The organism is Azorhizobium sp. AG788, assembly GCF_004364705.1.
GTDB classification, from domain to species: Bacteria; Pseudomonadota; Alphaproteobacteria; order Rhizobiales; family Xanthobacteraceae; genus Azorhizobium; species Azorhizobium caulinodans.
Genome location: NZ_SOBM01000001.1, coordinates 259,636 through 277,598, shown reverse-complemented (window position 1 = coordinate 277,598; position 17,963 = coordinate 259,636). Strand labels below are relative to the sequence as shown.

Annotated in this window: 17 protein-coding genes; 11 read left to right on the top strand and 6 right to left on the bottom strand. The window is 69.9% G+C overall.

The features are described 5' to 3' along the window. The first annotated feature begins 9 nt into the window (after positions 1-9). From cbiE to cobM, 3 genes are read left to right on the top strand one after another with little or no spacing between them, the layout of a single operon-like run. Positions 10-1,251: a precorrin-6y C5,15-methyltransferase (decarboxylating) subunit CbiE gene (gene cbiE / locus DFO45_RS01310; protein WP_133863827.1), complete on the top strand. Its 1,242-nt coding sequence runs from the start codon at positions 10-12 to the stop codon at positions 1,249-1,251. Further along, a complete protein-coding gene (locus tag DFO45_RS01305) occupies positions 1,248-1,634 on the top strand; it encodes a cobalamin biosynthesis protein (protein ID WP_133863449.1) in 387 nt (128 codons plus the stop codon). The genes cbiE and DFO45_RS01305 overlap by 4 nt, the downstream gene beginning before the upstream one ends. Before the next feature lie 13 nt (positions 1,635-1,647). Continuing rightward, entirely contained in the window at positions 1,648-2,409 is a 762-nt protein-coding gene (gene cobM / locus DFO45_RS01300; RefSeq protein ID WP_133863448.1) for a precorrin-4 C(11)-methyltransferase, read from the top strand. 347 nt (positions 2,410-2,756) lie between these two features. Here cobM and DFO45_RS01295 read toward each other — a convergent pair whose 3' ends face one another. Next, positions 2,757-3,896, bottom strand: a complete 1,140-nt coding sequence (locus DFO45_RS01295) for a cobalt-precorrin-5B (C(1))-methyltransferase (RefSeq protein ID WP_133863447.1) — start codon at positions 3,894-3,896, stop codon at positions 2,757-2,759. A 47-nt stretch (positions 3,897-3,943) separates the two neighbouring features. On the opposite strand from DFO45_RS01295, the gene DFO45_RS01290 reads away from it, so the two are divergent. The 3 genes from DFO45_RS01290 (at position 3,944) to DFO45_RS01280 (ending at position 7,275) form a co-directional block, all read left to right on the top strand. Further along, complete coding sequence (locus DFO45_RS01290) at positions 3,944-5,260, top strand: cobyrinate a,c-diamide synthase (protein WP_133863446.1); 1,317 nt, start codon at positions 3,944-3,946, stop codon at positions 5,258-5,260. A gap of 152 nt (positions 5,261-5,412) precedes the next feature. Beyond that, positions 5,413-5,634, top strand: a complete 222-nt coding sequence (locus DFO45_RS01285) for a hypothetical protein (protein ID WP_133863445.1) — start codon at positions 5,413-5,415, stop codon at positions 5,632-5,634. A gap of 159 nt (positions 5,635-5,793) precedes the next feature. Then, the gene (locus tag DFO45_RS01280) at positions 5,794-7,275 is read left to right on the top strand and encodes an NAD-dependent succinate-semialdehyde dehydrogenase (RefSeq protein ID WP_133863444.1); all 1,482 of its coding nucleotides are present in this window, start codon (positions 5,794-5,796) and stop codon (positions 7,273-7,275) included. Positions 7,276-7,596: 321 nt separating this feature from the next. On the opposite strand, the gene DFO45_RS01275 is transcribed toward DFO45_RS01280, so the two are convergent. Next, positions 7,597-8,526, bottom strand: coding sequence for a hypothetical protein (locus DFO45_RS01275; RefSeq protein WP_133863443.1), 930 nt, complete (start codon positions 8,524-8,526; stop codon positions 7,597-7,599). 32 nt (positions 8,527-8,558) lie between these two features. Then, positions 8,559-9,488, bottom strand: coding sequence for an MBL fold metallo-hydrolase (locus DFO45_RS01270; protein ID WP_043880563.1), 930 nt, complete (start codon positions 9,486-9,488; stop codon positions 8,559-8,561). A gap of 370 nt (positions 9,489-9,858) precedes the next feature. Between DFO45_RS01270 and ffh the strand changes: the two genes are divergently transcribed. The 5 genes from ffh (at position 9,859) to rplS (ending at position 14,069) form a co-directional block, all read left to right on the top strand. Continuing rightward, positions 9,859-11,394, top strand: a complete 1,536-nt coding sequence (gene ffh, locus DFO45_RS01265) for a signal recognition particle protein (RefSeq protein WP_133863442.1) — start codon at positions 9,859-9,861, stop codon at positions 11,392-11,394. 86 nt (positions 11,395-11,480) lie between these two features. Next, on the top strand, positions 11,481-11,846 hold the full coding sequence (gene rpsP, locus DFO45_RS01260; RefSeq protein WP_133863441.1) for a 30S ribosomal protein S16: 366 nt from the start codon (positions 11,481-11,483) through the stop codon (positions 11,844-11,846). A gap of 376 nt (positions 11,847-12,222) precedes the next feature. Beyond that, positions 12,223-12,756 (top strand): ribosome maturation factor RimM, encoded by a 534-nt coding sequence (gene rimM, locus DFO45_RS01255; protein ID WP_012172473.1) that lies wholly within the window; start codon positions 12,223-12,225, stop codon positions 12,754-12,756. Between the two features lie 52 nt (positions 12,757-12,808). Next, the gene (gene trmD, locus DFO45_RS01250) at positions 12,809-13,501 is read left to right on the top strand and encodes a tRNA (guanosine(37)-N1)-methyltransferase TrmD (protein ID WP_133863440.1); all 693 of its coding nucleotides are present in this window, start codon (positions 12,809-12,811) and stop codon (positions 13,499-13,501) included. A 172-nt stretch (positions 13,502-13,673) separates the two neighbouring features. Continuing rightward, a complete protein-coding gene (gene rplS / locus DFO45_RS01245; RefSeq protein WP_012172475.1) occupies positions 13,674-14,069 on the top strand; it encodes a 50S ribosomal protein L19 in 396 nt (131 codons plus the stop codon). Positions 14,070-14,146: 77 nt separating this feature from the next. Here the strand turns inward: rplS and DFO45_RS01240 are convergent, their stop codons facing one another. Genes DFO45_RS01240 through DFO45_RS01230 form a run of 3 tightly spaced genes read right to left on the bottom strand, consistent with a single transcriptional unit; the run spans position 14,147 to position 17,846 of the window. Then, the gene (locus DFO45_RS01240) at positions 14,147-15,052 is read right to left on the bottom strand and encodes a hypothetical protein (RefSeq protein WP_133863439.1); all 906 of its coding nucleotides are present in this window, start codon (positions 15,050-15,052) and stop codon (positions 14,147-14,149) included. A 30-nt stretch (positions 15,053-15,082) separates the two neighbouring features. Beyond that, positions 15,083-16,060 carry a glutathione S-transferase family protein gene (locus DFO45_RS01235; protein WP_133863438.1) on the bottom strand — a complete coding sequence of 326 codons (978 nt, stop codon included), beginning with the start codon at positions 16,058-16,060 and terminating at the stop codon, positions 15,083-15,085. Between the two features lie 28 nt (positions 16,061-16,088). Further along, positions 16,089-17,846, bottom strand: a complete 1,758-nt coding sequence (locus DFO45_RS01230) for a hypothetical protein (RefSeq protein WP_133863437.1) — start codon at positions 17,844-17,846, stop codon at positions 16,089-16,091. Between the last annotated feature and the right edge of the window lie 117 nt (positions 17,847-17,963).

Genomic DNA, 17,963 nt, shown 5'->3' with positions numbered 1-17,963 from the left:
GGACCTGACATGGCGGGCGACACTGCCGCAGCACGGCCCTGGCTGTCCATCGTCGGCATCGGTGAGGATGGCGCGGACGGCCTCTCCCCCGCCGCGCGCGCGCTCGTCGGCGACGCCGAGCTGGTGTTCGGCGGCGTCCGGCATCTGGCGCTGGCCGGAGCGCTCGTCCGCGGCACGCCTTGCCCCTGGCCCAGCCCGTTCTCGGAGGGCATCGCGCAGGTGCTGGCGGCGCGCGGGCGGCGCGTGTGCGTGCTCGCCTCCGGCGATCCCTTCCTGCACGGCGTCGGCGCCACCCTGTCGCGCCATGTTCCGGCGGATGAGATGCGGGTCATTCCCGGCCCTTCGGCCTTCAGCCTCGCGGCGGCCCGGCTCGGCTGGCCCTTGCAGGAGACGGCGCAGGTCTCCCTGCACGGCAAGGCCATCGGCCGCATCCGGCCCTTTCTGCAACCGGGCGCCCGCATTCTGGCCCTGACCTCGGACGGCGAAGGTCCCGCGCAGGCGGCGGCCCTCCTCGCCGCGCTCGGCTTCGGCGCGGCGCGGCTCACCGTGCTGGAAGCCCTCGGCGGCCCGCGCGAGCGGATGCGCACGGCGACTGCCGCCGGTTTCGATCTCGCGGATGTCGATCCGCTGAACATCCTCGCCCTGGAAGTCCCGGCGGACACGGCCTCGCAGGCCCTGCCGCTCACCTGCGGCCTGCCGGACGGGTTGTTCGACCATGACGGCCAGCTCACCAAGCGCGAGATCCGCGCCGTGACCCTGTCCGCCCTCGCGCCGCGGGCCGGGGAGCATCTCTGGGACGTGGGCGGGGGCGCGGGCTCCATCGCCATCGAATGGCTGCTGACGCACCCCTCCCTCTCGGCCACCGCCATCGAGCAGGACGAAACCCGCGCCGAGCGCATCCGGGTCAATGCGGGCAATCTGGGAGTGCCGCACCTTGCCGTCGTCACGGGCATCGCGCCGCAGGCTTATGCGGGCCTGCCGCAGCCCGATGTCGTGTTCATCGGCGGCGGCGGGTCCGAGCCGGGTGTCCTCGCCGGAGCCCTCGCAGCATTGAAGCCGGGCGGGCGCCTTGTCGCCAATGCCGTCACGCTGGAGACCGAAGCCGTGCTTCTGGAGCATTACGCGCGCCTCGGCGGCAGCCTGGCGCGGCTGTCCGTGTCCCGCGCCGTGCCGGTGAAGGGCATGACCGGCTGGCGCCCGGCGATGCCGGTCACGCAGTGGAGCGTCGTCAAGGCGGGAGCGTCCGCATGATCGCGGCAGGCATCGGCAGCAAGCGGGGCGTCACCGCGCAGGACGTGCTCGCCGCCATCGACGCGGCACTGACGCGCGTGGACCTGTCGCGCGAAGACCTGAAAGTCATCGCCACACCGGCCGTGAAGGGTGGCGAGGCGGGCATCGCCGAGGCGGCGGCCCTGCTGGGCCTGCCGCTGGTGCTGATTCCGCAGGGCCAGCTGGAAGCCATGGCCGAGCGCACCCAGACCCATTCCGAACGGGTGGTGGCACTGCTGCGCATTCCCTCCGCCGCAGAGACGGCGGCGCTTGCCGCCTGCGGCCTCAATGCCCATCTGCTGGGCCCGCGCCTCGCGCTCGGCTCGGTCACCTGCGCGCTCGCCCGCAGCGGCGCGCTGCCATGAGTTCCCGTTTCCCATGACCGTACATTTCATCGGCGCCGGCCCCGGCGCCGCCGACCTCATCACCGTGCGCGGGCGCGATCTCATCGCCCGCTGCCCCGTCTGCCTCTATGCCGGCTCCATCGTGGCGCCGGACCTGCTGGCCTATTGCCCGCCGGGCGCGCGCATCGTGGACACCGCGCCCCTCGATCTCGACCGGATCGAGCAAGAATATGTGGCGGCCCATGCGGCGGGGCAGGATGTGGCGCGGCTGCATTCGGGCGACCTCTCGGTCTATAGCGCGGTCGCCGAGCAGGTGCGCCGGCTGGAGCGGCGGGGCATCCCCTATACGCTGACGCCCGGCGTGCCCGCCTTCGCGGCGGCGGCGGCGGCGCTGCGGGCGGAACTCACCGTGCCGGAAGTGGCGCAAAGCGTGGTGCTGACCCGCGTCTCCGGCCGCGCTTCCGCCATGCCGGAGCGGGAGAAGCTCGCCACCTTTGCCGAAAGTGGCGCGACGCTCGCCATCCATCTCGCCATCCATGCGCTGGACCGCGTGGTGGCGGAGCTCACCCCTTTCTATGGGGCGGAGTGCCCGGTGGCGGTGGTGGTGAAGGCGAGTTGGCCGGACGAGCGCATCCTGCGCGGCACGCTCGCCACCATCGCCGCGCAGGATGCGGCCGACCCCATCGCCCGCACGGCGCTCATTCTGGTGGGCCCCGCCCTCGCCGCCGCCGATTTCCGCGAGAGCGCCCTCTACAATGTGGACTACGTCCGCCGCTTCCGGGGGATGGCGGAGTGAGGACGGTGCTTCTCGGGGAGAGGCGAACCCGCCCGCCCGGCGGCGACGGCCGCCGCTGGAGCAACGCCCGTTTGATGCGAGTTGTCACCGCGTGGGGATTGGGCAACCGGGCACAAGCGGAGAGCGTCTTACCCCCCTCCCTGCCCTCCCCCTCAAGGGGGGAGGGTTTCCCGCCCGGTTCTGAGCACGCGGACTTCGAGCACGCGCCGTTCCTCGCTTGTCCCGCTCCATCCGCTCGCCAAAACGCCCTTCATCTCGCGCACCCCACCCCCTCCCCCCTTGCGGGGGAGGGCTGGGGAGGGGGGTATAACGGCGGCCGCCAGAGCGACGCGCAGCCGCCCACAAACCTAAGCCGCCCGAAACCCGGTCCGCCCCATCAGCGCGCCGTCGCGGTCGAAGACCACGATCTCCAGTTCCATGCCCGTGCCCGCGATCACGCCCGCCGCCGCGTCCCACGCCCGCGCCGCCACGAGATCGCCCAGCGGCAGGCCCTCGGCTCCGGCCTCCTCAAAAGCCTGCGCGACAGTGTTGGCGCTGCCGATGCGGTCGGCGAGATCGAGGCTCGCGCCGGCCTCGCGCGCGAGATGCGCCAGCGCGGTGAGATCGGCGCTGCCGCGCTTGGAGTGGAGGTCCAGCATCCCCTGCGCGAGCTTCGTCATCTTGGCGACGCCACCGGCGATGGTGACGCGCGGCACCGGATGGGCGCGCAGATATTTCAGCATGCCGCCGACGAAATCGCCCATGTCGATGAGCGCGGTCTCGGGCAACTGATGCAGCGCCTGCACCGCTGCCTCGGAGGCCGAGCCGGTGGCGCCCGCCACATGATCGAGCCCCATGGCCCGGGCCACATCGATGCCACGATGGATGGAATGGATCCAGGCCGCGCAGGAGAAGGGGATCACGACGCCCGTGGTGCCCAGAATCGAGAGCCCACCGACAATGCCAAGGCGGGGATTGAGCGTCTTCTTGGCGAGACGCTCCCCGTCGGCGATGGAAATCTCCACCTCGGCATCGGCCGGCACGCCCGCCGCCGCCGCCACCTCGGCGATGCCCTGCGCAATCATGCGCCGGGGCACGGGATTGATGGCCGGCTCGCCGGGCGGAACGGGAAGGCCGGGGCGCGTCACGATGCCGACCCCTTCCCCCGCCGCGAAGGTGACGCCCGCCCCCGGCGGGCCCCGGCGCACGGTGGCGCTCACCAGCACGCCATGGGTCACGTCCGGATCATCGCCCGCATCCTTCACGATGCTGGCGCGGGCGCTGTCGCCTTCAAGGACACTCACCGCGAGGGCAAAGGCGGGGCGGGCACCGTTCGGAAGCTCCACCTCGACGGGATCGGGGAAAGCGCCCGTCACCAGCGCGGCGAAGGCGGCCTTGGCGGCACCGGCGGCGCAGGTACCCGTCGTCCAGCCGCGACGCAGGTTCGGGGCCGGCGCGCCGTCCGGCTGCTCCGCGAAAGGCCCGTCTTCCTTGCCGCCTGTGCTCATGAGGCCCTTCATAGGCCGCAGGCGGCGCGCCGTCACGGGGGCCAGCCATGAGCCTCAACGGACTGCTCATCGGCGCCCCGCGCTCGGGCTCCGGCAAGACCACGGTGACGCTCGGCCTCCTCGCCGCGCTCGCCCGGCGTGGCGTTGCCGTGCGGGCGGCGAAATCGGGTCCGGACTATATCGACCCCGCCTTCCACGCCGCCGCCACCGGCCGGCCGGGCCTCAATCTCGACAGTTGGGCCATGCCGCCCGGCCTGCTCGCCCATCTGGTGGATCTCGCCGGGGCGGATGGCGACCTCCTCGTGGTGGAAGGCGCCATGGGCCTGTTCGATGGCGTTGCCGCCCCGCCCCGCCGCAGCGGCGCGGGGGCGGACATGGCGGCGCTGCTCGGCGTTCCCGTGCTGCTGGTGCTGGATGTCTCCGGCCAGTCGCAGACCGCCGCCGCCGTCGCGCGCGGCTTCATGGCGCATGATCCGCAGGTGCGCATCGGCGGCGTGATCCTCAACCGGGTGGGCAGCGAGCGGCACATCCGGCTGGTGCGCGAAGCCATGGCGCCGCTCGGCCTGCCCGTGGTGGGCGCCATTCCGCGCGACGCCACCCTCGCGCTGCCGGAGCGCCATCTCGGCCTCGTGCAGGCGGGCGAGCATGCGGACCTCGACGCCCGGCTCGATGCGCTGGCCGCCATGGCGGAAGCCCATCTCGATCTCGAGGCCATTCTGGCGCTCGCCGCCCCCGTGCGGCCGGTGGCCGCGAACCCGGCTCGTGCCTTGCCGCCGCCCGGGCAGAGAATCGCGCTGGCGCAGGATGCCGCCTTCACCTTCGTCTATGCCCATCTGCTGGCGGAATGGCGGGCGGCGGGCGCGGAGATCCTGCCCTTCTCGCCGCTGGCGGACGAGGCGCCCGATTCTTCCGCCGACATCTGCTGGCTGCCCGGCGGCTATCCCGAGCTGCATGGCGGGGCGCTCGCCAATGCCCAGCGCTTCAAGGCGGGGCTCACCGCCTTCGCAGCGCACAAGCCGGTGCATGGGGAGTGCGGCGGCTACATGGCCCTCGGCCAGGGCATCGTCGATGCACAGGGCGCGCGCCACGCCATGGCCGGGCTGCTGGCGCTGGAGACGAGCTTCGCAAAGCGCAAGATGAATCTCGGCTACCGCGAGGCGCGCCTGCTCGGCGACACGCCCATCGGCCGGGCGGGGACGCGGGTGCGGGGGCACGAATTCCATTATGCCAGCGTGATCGACCGGGGTTCCGACGCGCCGCTGGCGGAGCTCGCCGACAGCCAGGGCACCGCGCTGCCGCCGTCGGGCAGCCGGCGCGGACAGGTGACGGGCACCTTCTTCCACGCCATTGCCCCTACGGAATGAGCATCCGCTTTTTGCTGCATCGCAAAGCAAGTCGCACCCTCCCGGCCCATGCTGGAGCGTGTCTTTTTGGACCGTTCCGGCGTTATACTTGGGTCAACGAGCCGAACGGCCGCAGGTTGCAGAATGCGTCCTGAGCAGGAGGAGCAAATCCCATGCGGTGCCAGAACAAGGAAAACGACTTCCGTGAAGCCATCATGGATCTGGTGAGCGCCAAGGATGGTCAGGCCATCGTCATCCAGGTCATCGGCGGCACCACCATCACCGGTTATGCGCCCATGAGCGTGGGCAAGGACTATCTGCGCTGCTATGTCTCGGCGGGGGACAACCACAAGGAGCAGGTGGTGCCCTTCCATTCCATTACGTGCGTGCGATAGCCTCCGGCTATAGATCCCGCCCAAAGAAACTCCGCTTGCCCCCTCGCACGGGGCAGCCGTTTCCCTATATGACAGCGGTATTCGCGCGGCCCGCCACGGGCGCGCGCGGTGTTCCGCCGGTGGAGCCCGTCGTGCCAGCCGGCCGCACAGGAGATGCCGATGGCCGCCCAGACCGCTTCCCAGTCTTCCCCCGCCGCGCAGCCGCTCCCCTTCCAGCGCGAGCAGAACCTCATCGGCGGCGCCTGGGTCGACGCGGACAGCGGCGCGACCATTGAGGTCAACAACCCGGCCACCGGCGCCATCATCGGCACCATTCCGCACGCCGGCCGCGCCGAGACCCGCCGCGCCATCGAGGCCGCCGCTGACGCCTTCAAGATCTGGCGCGCCAAGACCGCCGCCGAGCGCGCCAGCGCCCTGCACAAGCTGGCCGACATCATCCTCGCCAACCAGGGTGATCTTGCGCGCCTGCTCACCACCGAGCAGGGCAAGCCCTTCGCCGAGGCCAAGGGCGAGGTCGGCGCCTCTGCCGCTTATGTGCGCTGGTTCGCCGAGGAAGCCCGCCGCCTTTACGGCGACACCATCCCCTCCCCGTGGGCCGGCCGCCGCATCATGGTGACCAAGGAGCCCGTGGGCGTGGTGGCCGCCATCACCCCCTGGAACTTCCCCTCCTCCATGCTCGCCCGCAAGGTGGGCGCGGCGCTTGCTGCCGGCTGCACGGTGGTGGCGAAGCCGGCGGAACTGACCCCCTATTCGGGCCTCGCCTGGGGCGTGCTGGCGGAAATGGCGGGCATCCCGGCCGGCTGCGTGAACATCGTCACCGGCGATGCCAAGGAGATCGGGCTGGAGATGACCTCCAACCCCATCGTGAAGAAGGTGACCTTCACCGGCTCCACGCCGGTGGGCAAGCTGCTGATGAAGCAGTCCGCCGACACCATGAAGAAGATCTCCATGGAATTGGGCGGCAACGCCCCCTTCATCGTGTTCGACGATGCCGATCTCGATGCGGCGGTGGAAGGCGCCATCGCCTCCAAGTTCCGCAACTCCGGCCAGACCTGCGTGTGCGCCAACCGCATCTATGTGCAGGCCGGCATCCATGACGCCTTCGCCGAGAAGTTCGCGGAAGCGGTGCGCAAGCTCAAGATCGGTAACGGCTTCGACGACGGCGTGGTCGCCGGCCCGCTGATCGAGGAGAAGGCGGTCGCCAAGGTGGAACGCCTGCTCAAGGACGCCACCGACAAGGGCGGCCAGATCGTCACCGGCGGCAAGCGCAGCCCGCTCGGCCTCACCTTCTTCGAGCCCACCGTGATCGCCAATGCGACGCAGGACATGGGTTTCGCCCGTGAGGAAATCTTCGGCCCCATGGCGCCCCTCTTCAAGTTCGAGACCGAGGAGGAGGTCGTTCGCTATGCCAACAGCACCGAATATGGCCTCGCTTGCTACTTCTTCACCAAGGATCTCGGCCGCGCCTTCCGCGTCTCCGAGGCGCTGGAATATGGGCAGGTGGGCGTCAATGCCGGCGTCATCACCACCGAGGTGGCCCCGTTCGGCGGCGTGAAGGAGAGCGGCGTCGGCCGCGAGGGCTCCAAGTATGGCTGCGACGACTATCTGAACATCAAGTACATCTGCATCGGCGGCGTCTGAGCCCCGCGCGGTTTCGCTCGATGAAAGAGGCGGCGCGGCCCACGCGCCGCCTCTTTTCGTTTCGGGGCCTGTTTTGAGACCGTCCGCCGCTCTTTCCCGCGCCTGCTCCCCTTCGATCGCTCGCTTGCCCCCTCCCCTACCCTCCCCCGCAAGCGGGAGAGGGGGGCCTGTCGCGCTGGCTGAGGCGATGCTCCTGAACTCCCGGCGGGAAAGCCCTCTCCCGCTTGCGGGGGAGGGTTGGGAGGGGGCAGGCACGGTCAGGAGGGGCGGACGGCAGAAGAAATCACGCTCCGGTCCCGCCCAGCACCGCCCGCTTCGGCATCACTTCGTGCCGAACGGGCCGAACACCATGTCGGGGGCGCTGGTGTTGTGGCGGGAAGGCACGAGGCGGCCCGCCCAGAGTTCGCTGGCCAGTCCGCCGGGATAGGTCATCACCGGCGCCTCACCCCAGCCCTTCTCGCCCGGCGCCTTCCAGGCAAGCCGCGCCACGTCGGCGTTGAATTCGGTCACATACATGGAGCGCAGCGCCGCGAAGGGGGCGCCCGCCACCGGCCGATCGAAGGTCACGTCCAGCGCCAGTTGCTCGCGGTCCAGAGTCGCGAGATGCATCCGCGCGGTGCCGCCGCCCGCGAAGGTGAGCGTGAAGGAGCGCGTGGCCGGATCGAAGGCGATCTCCTTCAGCTTCACCAGCGGCCGCCCCTCGGTCTCCACCGGGCCGACGAGGAAGGACGAGCCATAGCCGGTCATGGGCAGATGGCTCGGCGAGAGCGGGCGGGCGCGCCAGTAGCCGTCCGGGGGATAGACCACCAGCACCTCCTCCGCCCGGTCCTGCTGGCGCACCCAGAGTTGAACCAGATGCAGCCCCTCCACCACCTTGTCGCCCACGCGGAACGGCACGGCAGCCGGCCGCCAGAAGGAGGGGAAAGTGTAGCCGGTGAGCCAGAGGTCGGGCGTCTCGAAGAAGGTCACGCGCTTCGGCACCGCCGGCACGGCGGGATCCTTGCTCATGTCGCAGGCGGTGAAGTCCGGCGCCATGCGGTCCACGGACAGCGTGCCGATGTAAGCGGGATGGACGGCGGCAATGCGCAGGCGGCTGATGCCCGGCGCGGCGAAGGTGAGCGCCACATTGTCCGTCTCGGCGCAAAGCGTCGGCACGCTCTCGTTGCGCACCGTCGCCGCCGCCTCCTGTGCGGAAGCGGGCGCGAATGTGAGAAGGCCGAGAAGAGCCGTCAGGAAGAAACGTGATGCCATGCGTGCCCCGCGTACGGGGCCGCCACGGCCCCTCAATCCACCAGTACGTAACCCGCCTGCCGGGCGATGATCCGGCCCCGGTCGGGAATATGAGAGCCGGTGACGCCGATCTTGTCGATCACCAGCCGATCGAGGATGCCCCGGCGGGTGGCGGCGGCGAGTGAGGCGTCCACGTCGAACACCACCGTCCAGGCGGGATGGGGGAATTGCAGCAAAGCGGAATGGATGGTGTCGGCAAAGATGAGGAACTGCTCCTTGCCGTCCGCCAGCAGGAAGCCCGCATGGCCCGGCGTGTGCCCGGGCAGCGGCACGAAGGTGATGCCCGGCACCGCCTCGCCGCTGCCGTTCACCGTGCGGACGCGGCCCTTGTAGGCCTCCAGCGCCTTGCGGGCGATCATGAACATGGGCTCCATGGACGTCGGCATGCGCGACATCGCGCCGTCGTCGCTCCAGAAAGCCACCTCCATCTGCTGCACCACCAGTTCCGCATTGGGGAACAGGGCCGTGCCGTCCGCCTTCATCAGGCCGCCCGCATGGTCGGCATGGAGATGGGTCATGAGCAGCGCGTTGACCCGCTCGGGCGGCACGCCGACAGCGGCAAGGCGCTCTGCGGCCTTGCCGAGATCAGGCCCCAGCGTCGCTCCGGCACCCGCGTCCACCACATAGAATCGGTCGCCGCGATTGATGGCGAAGACGTTCACCGGCTGCGGCCAGGGGCCGAGCTTGGGCAGGCCCGCCCGCTCCACCAGTTTCTCGCCCTCCACGGAATCGGCATCGGGAATCAGGGCCGGTGTGAGACCGAAGGGGCCGTCGAGAATGGGCATGATCCGGAAGGCGCCAACGCTGAAGGGCGCATTGAGTGGCGTCGCCATCGCCCGGCCGAGCCCGCCCGCAGCAAGCGGGAGCGCGGCGGCACCGGCCAGGAAATCGCGGCGGGACAGCAGACCTGTGGCGGACGTCATCGGGCCTCTCACGATGGCGAAGGCGGGCACGCGGACGCACGGCCCGCATATTCCATGCCGGTTCTAGAGCCCTAGGCTTGCGCCAGCATCGCTGCCCTCGGCGTGGCCGGACGGCACGTTTAAATTGCCTCGGCCCATTTTCAGTGCTAAGGGCTCGCGCTTCAAGAGGACGGCATCGCCGATCCGCCGACCGGACCGAGGGTCCGGAGGTCACCGCCCGACAGCGCGTTGCGCCCTCGGGCGCGTTTCTCGTTGCGCCATTGGGATCATACCCCATCTGTGGCGCGGCAGAGAGACAAGACCCGGCGGGCCAGCCGCCGGCCTTGCGAACCCCAACTCCGGTCCCGGCCGGAGTGATCAGGACGGACCCATGTTCGACAGCCTTTCAGACCGCCTTGGCGGCATACTCGACAAGCTGAAGCGGCGCGGCGCTCTCACCGAGGCCGACGTCGGCGAGGCCATGCGCGAGGTCCGGCGGGCGCTGATCGAGGCGGACGTCGCCCTCGACGTGGTGCGCTCCTTCACGGACAAGGTGCGCGCGCGCGCCGTGGGCGTCGAGGTCATCAAGTCGGTGACGCCCGGCCAGATGGTCGTGAAGATCGTTCACGACGTGCTGGTGGAGACGCTGGGCTCCGACGCCGACCCCATCGACCTCAATGCTCCCGCCCCGGTCCCGATCCTGATGGTCGGCCTCCAGGGCTCGGGCAAGACCACCACCACCGCGAAGATCGCCAAGCGCCTGACCGAGCGCGGCAACCGCCGCGTGCTCATGGCCTCGCTCGACACCCGCCGCCCGGCGGCCATGGAGCAGCTGGCGACGCTGGGCACGCAGGTTGAGGTGAATACCCTTCCCATCGTGCCCGGCCAGAGCGCCGTGCAGATCGCCAAGCGGGCCATGGATGCCGCCCGCTTCGGCAATTACGACGTGGTGATCCTCGACACCGCCGGCCGCGTCACCCTCGACGAAGCGCTGATGGCGGAAGTGGCCGAGGTGAAGGCCATCACCAACCCGCACGAAGTGCTGCTGGTGGCCGACAGCCTCACCGGCCAGGACGCGGTGAACACCGCGAAGGCCTTCGACAGCCGCGTCTCCATCACCGGCATCGTGCTGACCCGCGCCGACGGCGACGGGCGCGGCGGCGCCGCGCTCTCCATGCGCGCGGTCACCGGCAAGCCCATCAAGCTGCTGGGCACGGGCGAGAAGATGGATGGGCTGGAGGATTTCGATCCCCAGCGGGTCGCCGGCCGCATCCTCGGCATGGGCGACGTGGTGGCCCTCGTGGAGAAGGCCGCCGAGAATCTCGACATCGAGAAGGCCAAGGCCACCGCCGAGCGGATGCGCAAGGGCGTCTTCGATCTGGAAGACCTGCGCGACCAGCTCTTCCAGATGCAGAAGATGGGCGGCATGGGCGGCCTGATGGGGATGCTGCCCGGCATCGCCAAGGTGAAGAACCAGATCGCCGCCGCCAATCTCGACGACAAGGTGTTCAAGCGCCAGGTCGCCATCATCAATTCCATGACCCGGCAGGAGCGGCGCAATCCGAAGGTGCTCGACGCCTCGCGCAAGAAGCGCATCGCTTCCGGCTCCGGCACCAAGGTCGAGGAGATCAACCGCCTCATCAAGATGCACCGCCAGATGGCGGATGTGATGAAGGCGATGGGCGGCGCCGCCGGCAAGCGCGGCCCGCTCGCCGGCCTCGCCAGCATGATGGGCATGGGGGCCGGCGGCCCCTCGCCGGAAATGCTCCAGCAGATGGCCGAGAAGATGCCGGGCGGCCTGCCCGGTGGCGGCGGCCTCCCCCCGACCTTCCCCGGTGGCCTTCCCGGCCTCGGCAAGGGCCTGCCTCCGGGCCTGCCCAAGGGCTTCCCCGGCCTGCCCGGCCTCGGCGGCCCGAAGAAGAAATGACGCCCGCCGCTTGCTCCCATGGGGATCAGCGGTCGGCCGATTGAAATCAAGACACACGAACACGAAGACACTGAAAGGAAAGTCCCATGTCCCTCAAGATCCGTCTCGCCCGCGGCGGCGCCAAGAAGCGTCCCTACTACCGCATCGTTGTGGCCGACGCCCGCTCCCCGCGCGATGGCCGCTTCATCGAGAAGATCGGCACCTTCAACCCGCTGCTGGCCAAGGACGCCGCCGAGCGCGTGACGCTCGACGCCGAGAAGGCCAAGGCCTGGCTCGAGAAGGGCGCCCAGCCCACCGACCGCGTGGCCCGCTTCCTCGACGCCGCCGGCCTGCTGAAGCGTGAGGCCCGCAACAACCCGAAGAAGGCCGAGCCCGGCAAGAAGGCCCAGGAGCGCGCCGCCGAGCGTGCCGCCAAGGCTGCCGAGGCCTCCGAGGCCGCGTCCGCCGAGTGATTTCGGCCGGAGGGGATGCGCGGCTGAAGGGTCGCGCCACTGCCCCCTCCCCATCCCTCCCCCGCAAGCGGGAGAGGGAGCCTGTTCCGGTGGCGGTGGCGTCCAGTTCCGTAGCCAGACAGGCGGCTCGTGTTCTGCGCCGACCTCTCCGATTTCACCCTCTCCCGCTTGCGGGGGAGGGCAGGGAGGGGGAACGGCGGGACACATCCGCAGACGTGACGTCCGCCATGGGTGGAAGGGGATAGGCCACGCCCCTGCCCCCTCCCCGACCCTCCCCCGCAAGCGGGAGAGAGAGCCTGTCGCGCCGGCGGCAAAGTTAACGCTTCAGATCCCCGCCTCACCCGAGGCCGGTTCGTGTTTTCGGTATCCGCAGCCCATGACAGATCGCATTCTCATCGCCCGCATCGGTGCGCCCCATGGCGTGAAGGGCGAGGTGCGCCTGTTCGCCTTCGGCGAAGACCCGCTGGCGCTGAAGCGCTATCCGCTGACCGACGAGAGCGGCGCCCGCCGCTTCAAGGTCCAGTCGCTGCGGGCGGCCAAGGATCATTTCGTCGCCAGGCTCGAGGGCATCGCCGACCGCAACGCGGCCGAGGCCCTGACCAATACCGACCTCTTCGTGCCCCGTGACGCCCTGCCGGCGGCGGAGGACGAGGACACCTTCTACCACGCCGATCTCATGGGCCTCCGGGTGGAAGATCAGAGCGGTGCGCTGCTCGGCACCGTTCTGGCCATGCACGATTTCGGTGCCGGCGACGTGCTCGAATACACGCCCGAAGGTGGCGGGCGCACGCTGCTGCTGCCCTTCACCAAGGCCGCCGTGCCGGTGGTGGACGTGCCCGGCGGACGCATCGTGGTGGTGCCTGACACCAATCCCGACGAGACCCCGCCCGAGGACGCCGATCAGGCCTGAGCCCGCCTGCCGTCAAGTTGACGGCACGGGCCGGCTCCCCCATTCCTGCGCCATGACCTTCCGCGCCACCGTCCTCACCCTCTATCCCGAGATGTTTCCGGGGCCGCTCGGCCATGCGCTGGCCGGCCGCGCGCTGGCCAACGGGCTGTGGGCGCTGCAGGCGGTGCAGATCCGCGACCATGCGCTGGACAAGCACCGCTCGGTGGACGACACGCCGGCCGGCGGCGGGCTCGGCATGGTGATGCGGGCCGATGTGCTCGCCCGCGCTATCGACGCCGTCTCTCCACCGGATGATCCCCGCCCTCGCCTGCTCATGACCCCGCGCGGCCGCCCGCTGACGCAGGCACGCGTGCGCGACCTCGCCGCGGGGCCCGGCGCCGTCATCCTCTGCGGGCGGTTCGAGGGCGTGGACGAGCGCATCATCCCCGGCCGCAATCTGGAAGAAGTGTGCGTGGGCGACGTGGTGCTCTCCGGCGGCGAGGCGGCGGCGCTGCTGACGCTGGATGCCTGCGTGCGGCTGATCCCCGGCGTCATGGGCAAGACCGAGAGCGGCACGGAGGAGAGCTTCTCCGACGGCCTGCTCGAATATCCGCAATACACCCGCCCGCAGCTCTTCGAGGGCGCTGGCATCCCCGAGGTGCTCACCTCCGGCGATCACGCGAAGATCGCCGCCTGGCGCCGGGCGCAGGCGCTCGCCATCACCCGCGAGCGCCGGCCGGACCTTCTCGCCAAGGCGGAAAAGTGAGGCTGCGCGCCGCGTCCCGTGGGGAAGATGACGCTGCCATGAAGGAAAGGGCATGACATCTGTCCCTTTCTCCTGTATGTGAGCGCGTCCCTTAACTTACAACGACACGATGTGGCGCCGGGGCACGGCCGGAGACGGCTTATTCCCGAAGCGCTGCTAGAGGTTGGCGACAATGAACATCATTCAGCAGCTTGAGGCCGAACAGGCCGCCCGCCTTTCCGAAACCAAGACGATCCCGGAATTCCAGCCCGGCGACACCGTCATCGTCAACGTGAAGGTGGTTGAAGGTGAGCGCACCCGCGTTCAGGCCTATGAGGGCGTGTGCATCGCCCGCAACGGCGGCGGCCTCAACGAGAACTTCGTGGTCCGCAAGATTTCCTACGGCGAGGGCGTGGAGCGCGTGTTCCCGATCTACTCGCCGCTGATCGACAGCATCAAGGTGGTGCGTCGCGGCAAGGTGCGTCGCGCCAAGCTCTATTACCTGCGCGACCGTCGCGGCAAGTCCGCCCGTATCGCCGAGCGCACCGACGATCGCGCGAAGAAGGCCAAGGCGACCGCCGCCGAGTGAGGCGCCGTTTCCTTCTGACGATTTCAGCCGCCGGGTTCGCCCGGCGGCTTTTTTATTGCCCGCGTGGGCGCCTCGGATCAGTCCGTCGCCGTTTCCAGCAACCGGGCGAGAAGCCCCTCCGGGTCCGCGTCATAGGCCGCGCGCACAGTGGCGAGCGCCTGCGCCCCGCCGCCGCGATGGCCGGCGCCGCCCACATGCAGCCAGCCATCAGCCAGCAGATAGGGCTCTGGCGTTCCCGTGACAGGATCGGCGATCCAGGCGGTGCGGGTGGTGGCACGTTCGAGGCGCGCGGGATCAAGCGTGCGGTAGAGCACGCCCCAGTTCTGTCCGCCGGTGTCCAGCGTCAGCGGCGTATCGGTGCCGAAATCGAGCGGCAGATGGCCCAGCGCGTCGAGATCGAACACGCTGTAGCCGGGCCAGAGATACCAGCCGCCGAACCGCTCCCCCCGCCGCACCATGCCATAGGCCGGCTGGTGGGCGACGAGGCCGGGAAGGTCCACCGACGCCAGCGGCACGAGATCGTGGTCCAGCAACGCGAAGACTCTCGGCGCGACGGGCCGGATGAGGCTGTGCAGCACCCAGTTCAATGCCACGCCATGGGAGCGCGAGCCGTTGCGCCCGCCCTTGAAGGGTGAGGGCGGCAGCGGGCAATAAGCGAGCCCGCGCGCGGCGCAGAGCGCTGCGATGGCGGCGCGGGCCTCCGGCCGGCTGGAATTGTCGCACACCACCAGCGGAATGCCGGGCGCGAAGCGCGCCATCCCGTCCGCCAGCAGGGCGATGGCCTCGGGCAGGTTGAAAGCGATGGTGAAGGCGAGCGCGGGGGCCCGGCTCTCGCGCAGGCGCGCCACCAGTTCCGCCTGCCCCGGCGCGGTGCGGCGGCGGTAGGCACGGTCCACGAGCACGTTGCGCGCCCGCCGCAAGCGATGGAACAGCGGCTCGGCCGCCGCCCATTCCTTCAGCGAATAATCCTTCAGCGCGCGCATGGCGCCTTGTGGGAGGCGCCGCCCGCCCCGTCAAGCGGCCGGGCGTTCCACGGGTGCGGTGAAATCCACCTCCGGCCCCACCGGCACGATGCCGCGCGGGTTAATGCCCCGGTGGCTCTCGTAATAATGGTGCTTGATGTGGAAGACATCGACGGTCTCGGCGATGCCCGGCACCTGATAGAGCGCGCGGGTATAGGCCCAGAGCGCCGGATAATCGACGATGCGGCGCACGTTGCACTTGAAGTGGCCCACATAGACGAGATCGAAGCGCAGCAGCGTCGTCCAGAGCCGCCAGTCCGCCTCCGTCTGCCGGTCGCCCATGAGATAGGGCTGGCGGGACAGGCGCTCCTCCAGCCAGTCCAGCGTCTCGAACAAAGGCGCCAGCGCCTCCTCATAGGCCGCCTGCGTGGTGGCAAAGCCGCAGCGATAAACGCCGTTGTTCAGCGTCTTGTAGACGCGGTCGTTGACCGCATCGATTTCCGCCCGCAGTTCGGCCGGATAATAGTCGCCGGGCTTGGCGCCGACGCCATCAAAGGCGGAATTCAGCATGCGGATGATGTCGGCGGATTCGTTATTGACGATCTGCCGGGTCTGTTTGTCCCACAGCACCGGCACGGTCACGCGCCCGCTATAGGCGGCGTCCGAGCGGGCATAGAGCTCGTGCATGCGGGTCACGCCCTCGTTCGAGTCCGGAATGACGCCGGGGCCGGGATGGAAGGTCCAGCCCTCCTCCGCCATCAGCCAGTGGGTGACGGAAAAGGAGATGGCGTCCTCCAGACCTTTCAAGGTCCGGAAGATCATGGCCCGATGCGCCCAGGGGCAGGCGCGGGCGATATAGAGATGGTAGCGGCCCGGCTCGGCCTTGAAACCACCCGCGCCCGTGGGGCCGGGGCTGCCGTCCGCCGTCACCCAGTGCCGCAGCACGGAATCGGGCCGGGTGAAGCGCCCGCCCGCGTCGGTGGGGAAATCTTCCTGTCCGTGCCAGACCCCATCCACCATCCGACCCATCGGGCTTCTCCTTCCGCCTGTTGCGGTTTCAGTTCGCCTTGTCAGCCATGATGCGGGCCGCAAGATCCTTCATGTCCGGCGTCCGGTCGCCGTTGCCCGTGAGCTCGTAAAGCCGGACCTCGCCCCGCGCGTCCGCACGCGGATAGCTGGCGATCAGCCGGAAGCGCTCTGGGAAGGCCGCGATGGCCTCCTCGAGTTGCCGGTCGTGCGGCAGCGCCTGCGCAGCCGCCGAGGTATCGACGACCACATGGCCGACGCCCACGGCATCGAGCTGCCGCAGGAGATCCGCCGCGTCCTTGGCCAACGGCCGATACGAGGTTGCGTTCCAGTCGGTGCGCGCCAGCATCTTGGTTCCACGCAGAACGATGATGCGCCGGGCACGGTCCTGCTGGCCGATGGTGGAGATGAAGGCCCCCTCCCCCATGGCATCGGACCCCACCAGCACCAGCGGATTGTCCGGACGTCCGGCAAGGAAGGCTTCGGCGGCCGCGCCCATGCCGATGGGGCGCTTCTCCACCGGCGTCATGAGCGCCGGCAGGGCCCCGATGAGCAGCACGAGCGCCGCCACGAGCCCCTTGAGCGTCGGCCAGCCCGTTGTCAGCATCCCGAGCAGCCCCGTCGCGCCATAGGCCGCAAGCAGGATGAGCGGCGCCACCACGGGGAGCATGTAGCGCGGGTCGAGGCCCGACGGCATGAGGCAGTGGAAGACGAAGAAGGCGACCGCCAGGGCCACCAGCGCCACCCAGAGATCCGCCTGCGCCCGTCCCCGCCAGCTCCGGACCACAGCGAGTGACATGCCGACGCCGGCCAGCAGCAGGAGCAGGCCGCCGAGTGCCGCCGAAAGGCCGTCCGCATAAGTGGCGATGGCGAGATCGATGAAGTCCACGCCTGCCTCATACTGGAAGCCGTTCGCCGCCATCTTCGCGGTCATCACCGTCCAGGGGCCGGCCAGCACGAGCACGATGGGCAGCGGCACCCAGAAGCCCCAGCGCAGCATCAGGCGGAAGCGCCCGCCGAGCAGCACCACCAGCGGCGGCAGCAGCGCCAGCGCGGCGGCGGTGCCCTTGGTGAGGATCGCAATCGAGGCGATGAGGCCGAAGAGTGCCGCCGGCCCAACTCGCTGTGTGCGCAGGAAGTGCGCATAGGCGAGCGTCGCCAGCAGGGCCAGAGAGGCGACGGGCAGGTCGAGCTGGATCACCAGCATCGCCTGCCGCAGCAGCGGCGCGGCGAGCAACACCACGCCCACGGCCACGCCCTGGAGCGGCCCCAGCGTGCGCGCCGCCATCCATCCCGTGGTCACGACCAGCAGCGCCGCCAGCAGCGCCGGCAGGAGCAGCGCCACCGGCGTCGTCGGCGGCAACGCAAGGAAGAGACCGGCCTCCGCGAGATAATAGAGCGGCGGCCAGTGGCCGATCGCCACCTTCGGCAGGTGCAGATAATAGTCGGTGGCGAAGGCGAGCGGGTGCTGGGAGAGGCCGCTGCGCAGATAGTCCGCGATCATCAGGCCGCTGATGAAGTGGCTCGCCTCGTCCGCATTGTCGGCGGACATCTCCGCGCCATAGCCGCCGAGGGCCCGCTGCTGGAGCGCGACCAGCACGAGGACCAGCGCCACGAGAATGAGGAAGAGGAGAACCTTGAGGGCGCGCGCCGCGGCGTTGCCCTTCCCACCTCGGGCCGCGCCCGTCACGTCCTGCTCCACCACCCGCACGTCCTGCCGCTGCTTCAACCTGAGGGAGACCGCCCGCCCCCGCCACCTCTCTGGCTGGCGCTCGGCGGTCGCGCTCATGCCCCGACTTGTAGAGCCAAAAGCCGCAAACCGGAATCGGCAAACACGCCCGCCCGACGTTGCACGGGAGAAACGAAAAGGGCGCCGCGATCTCTCGCGGCGCCCCTGAACCTCGTC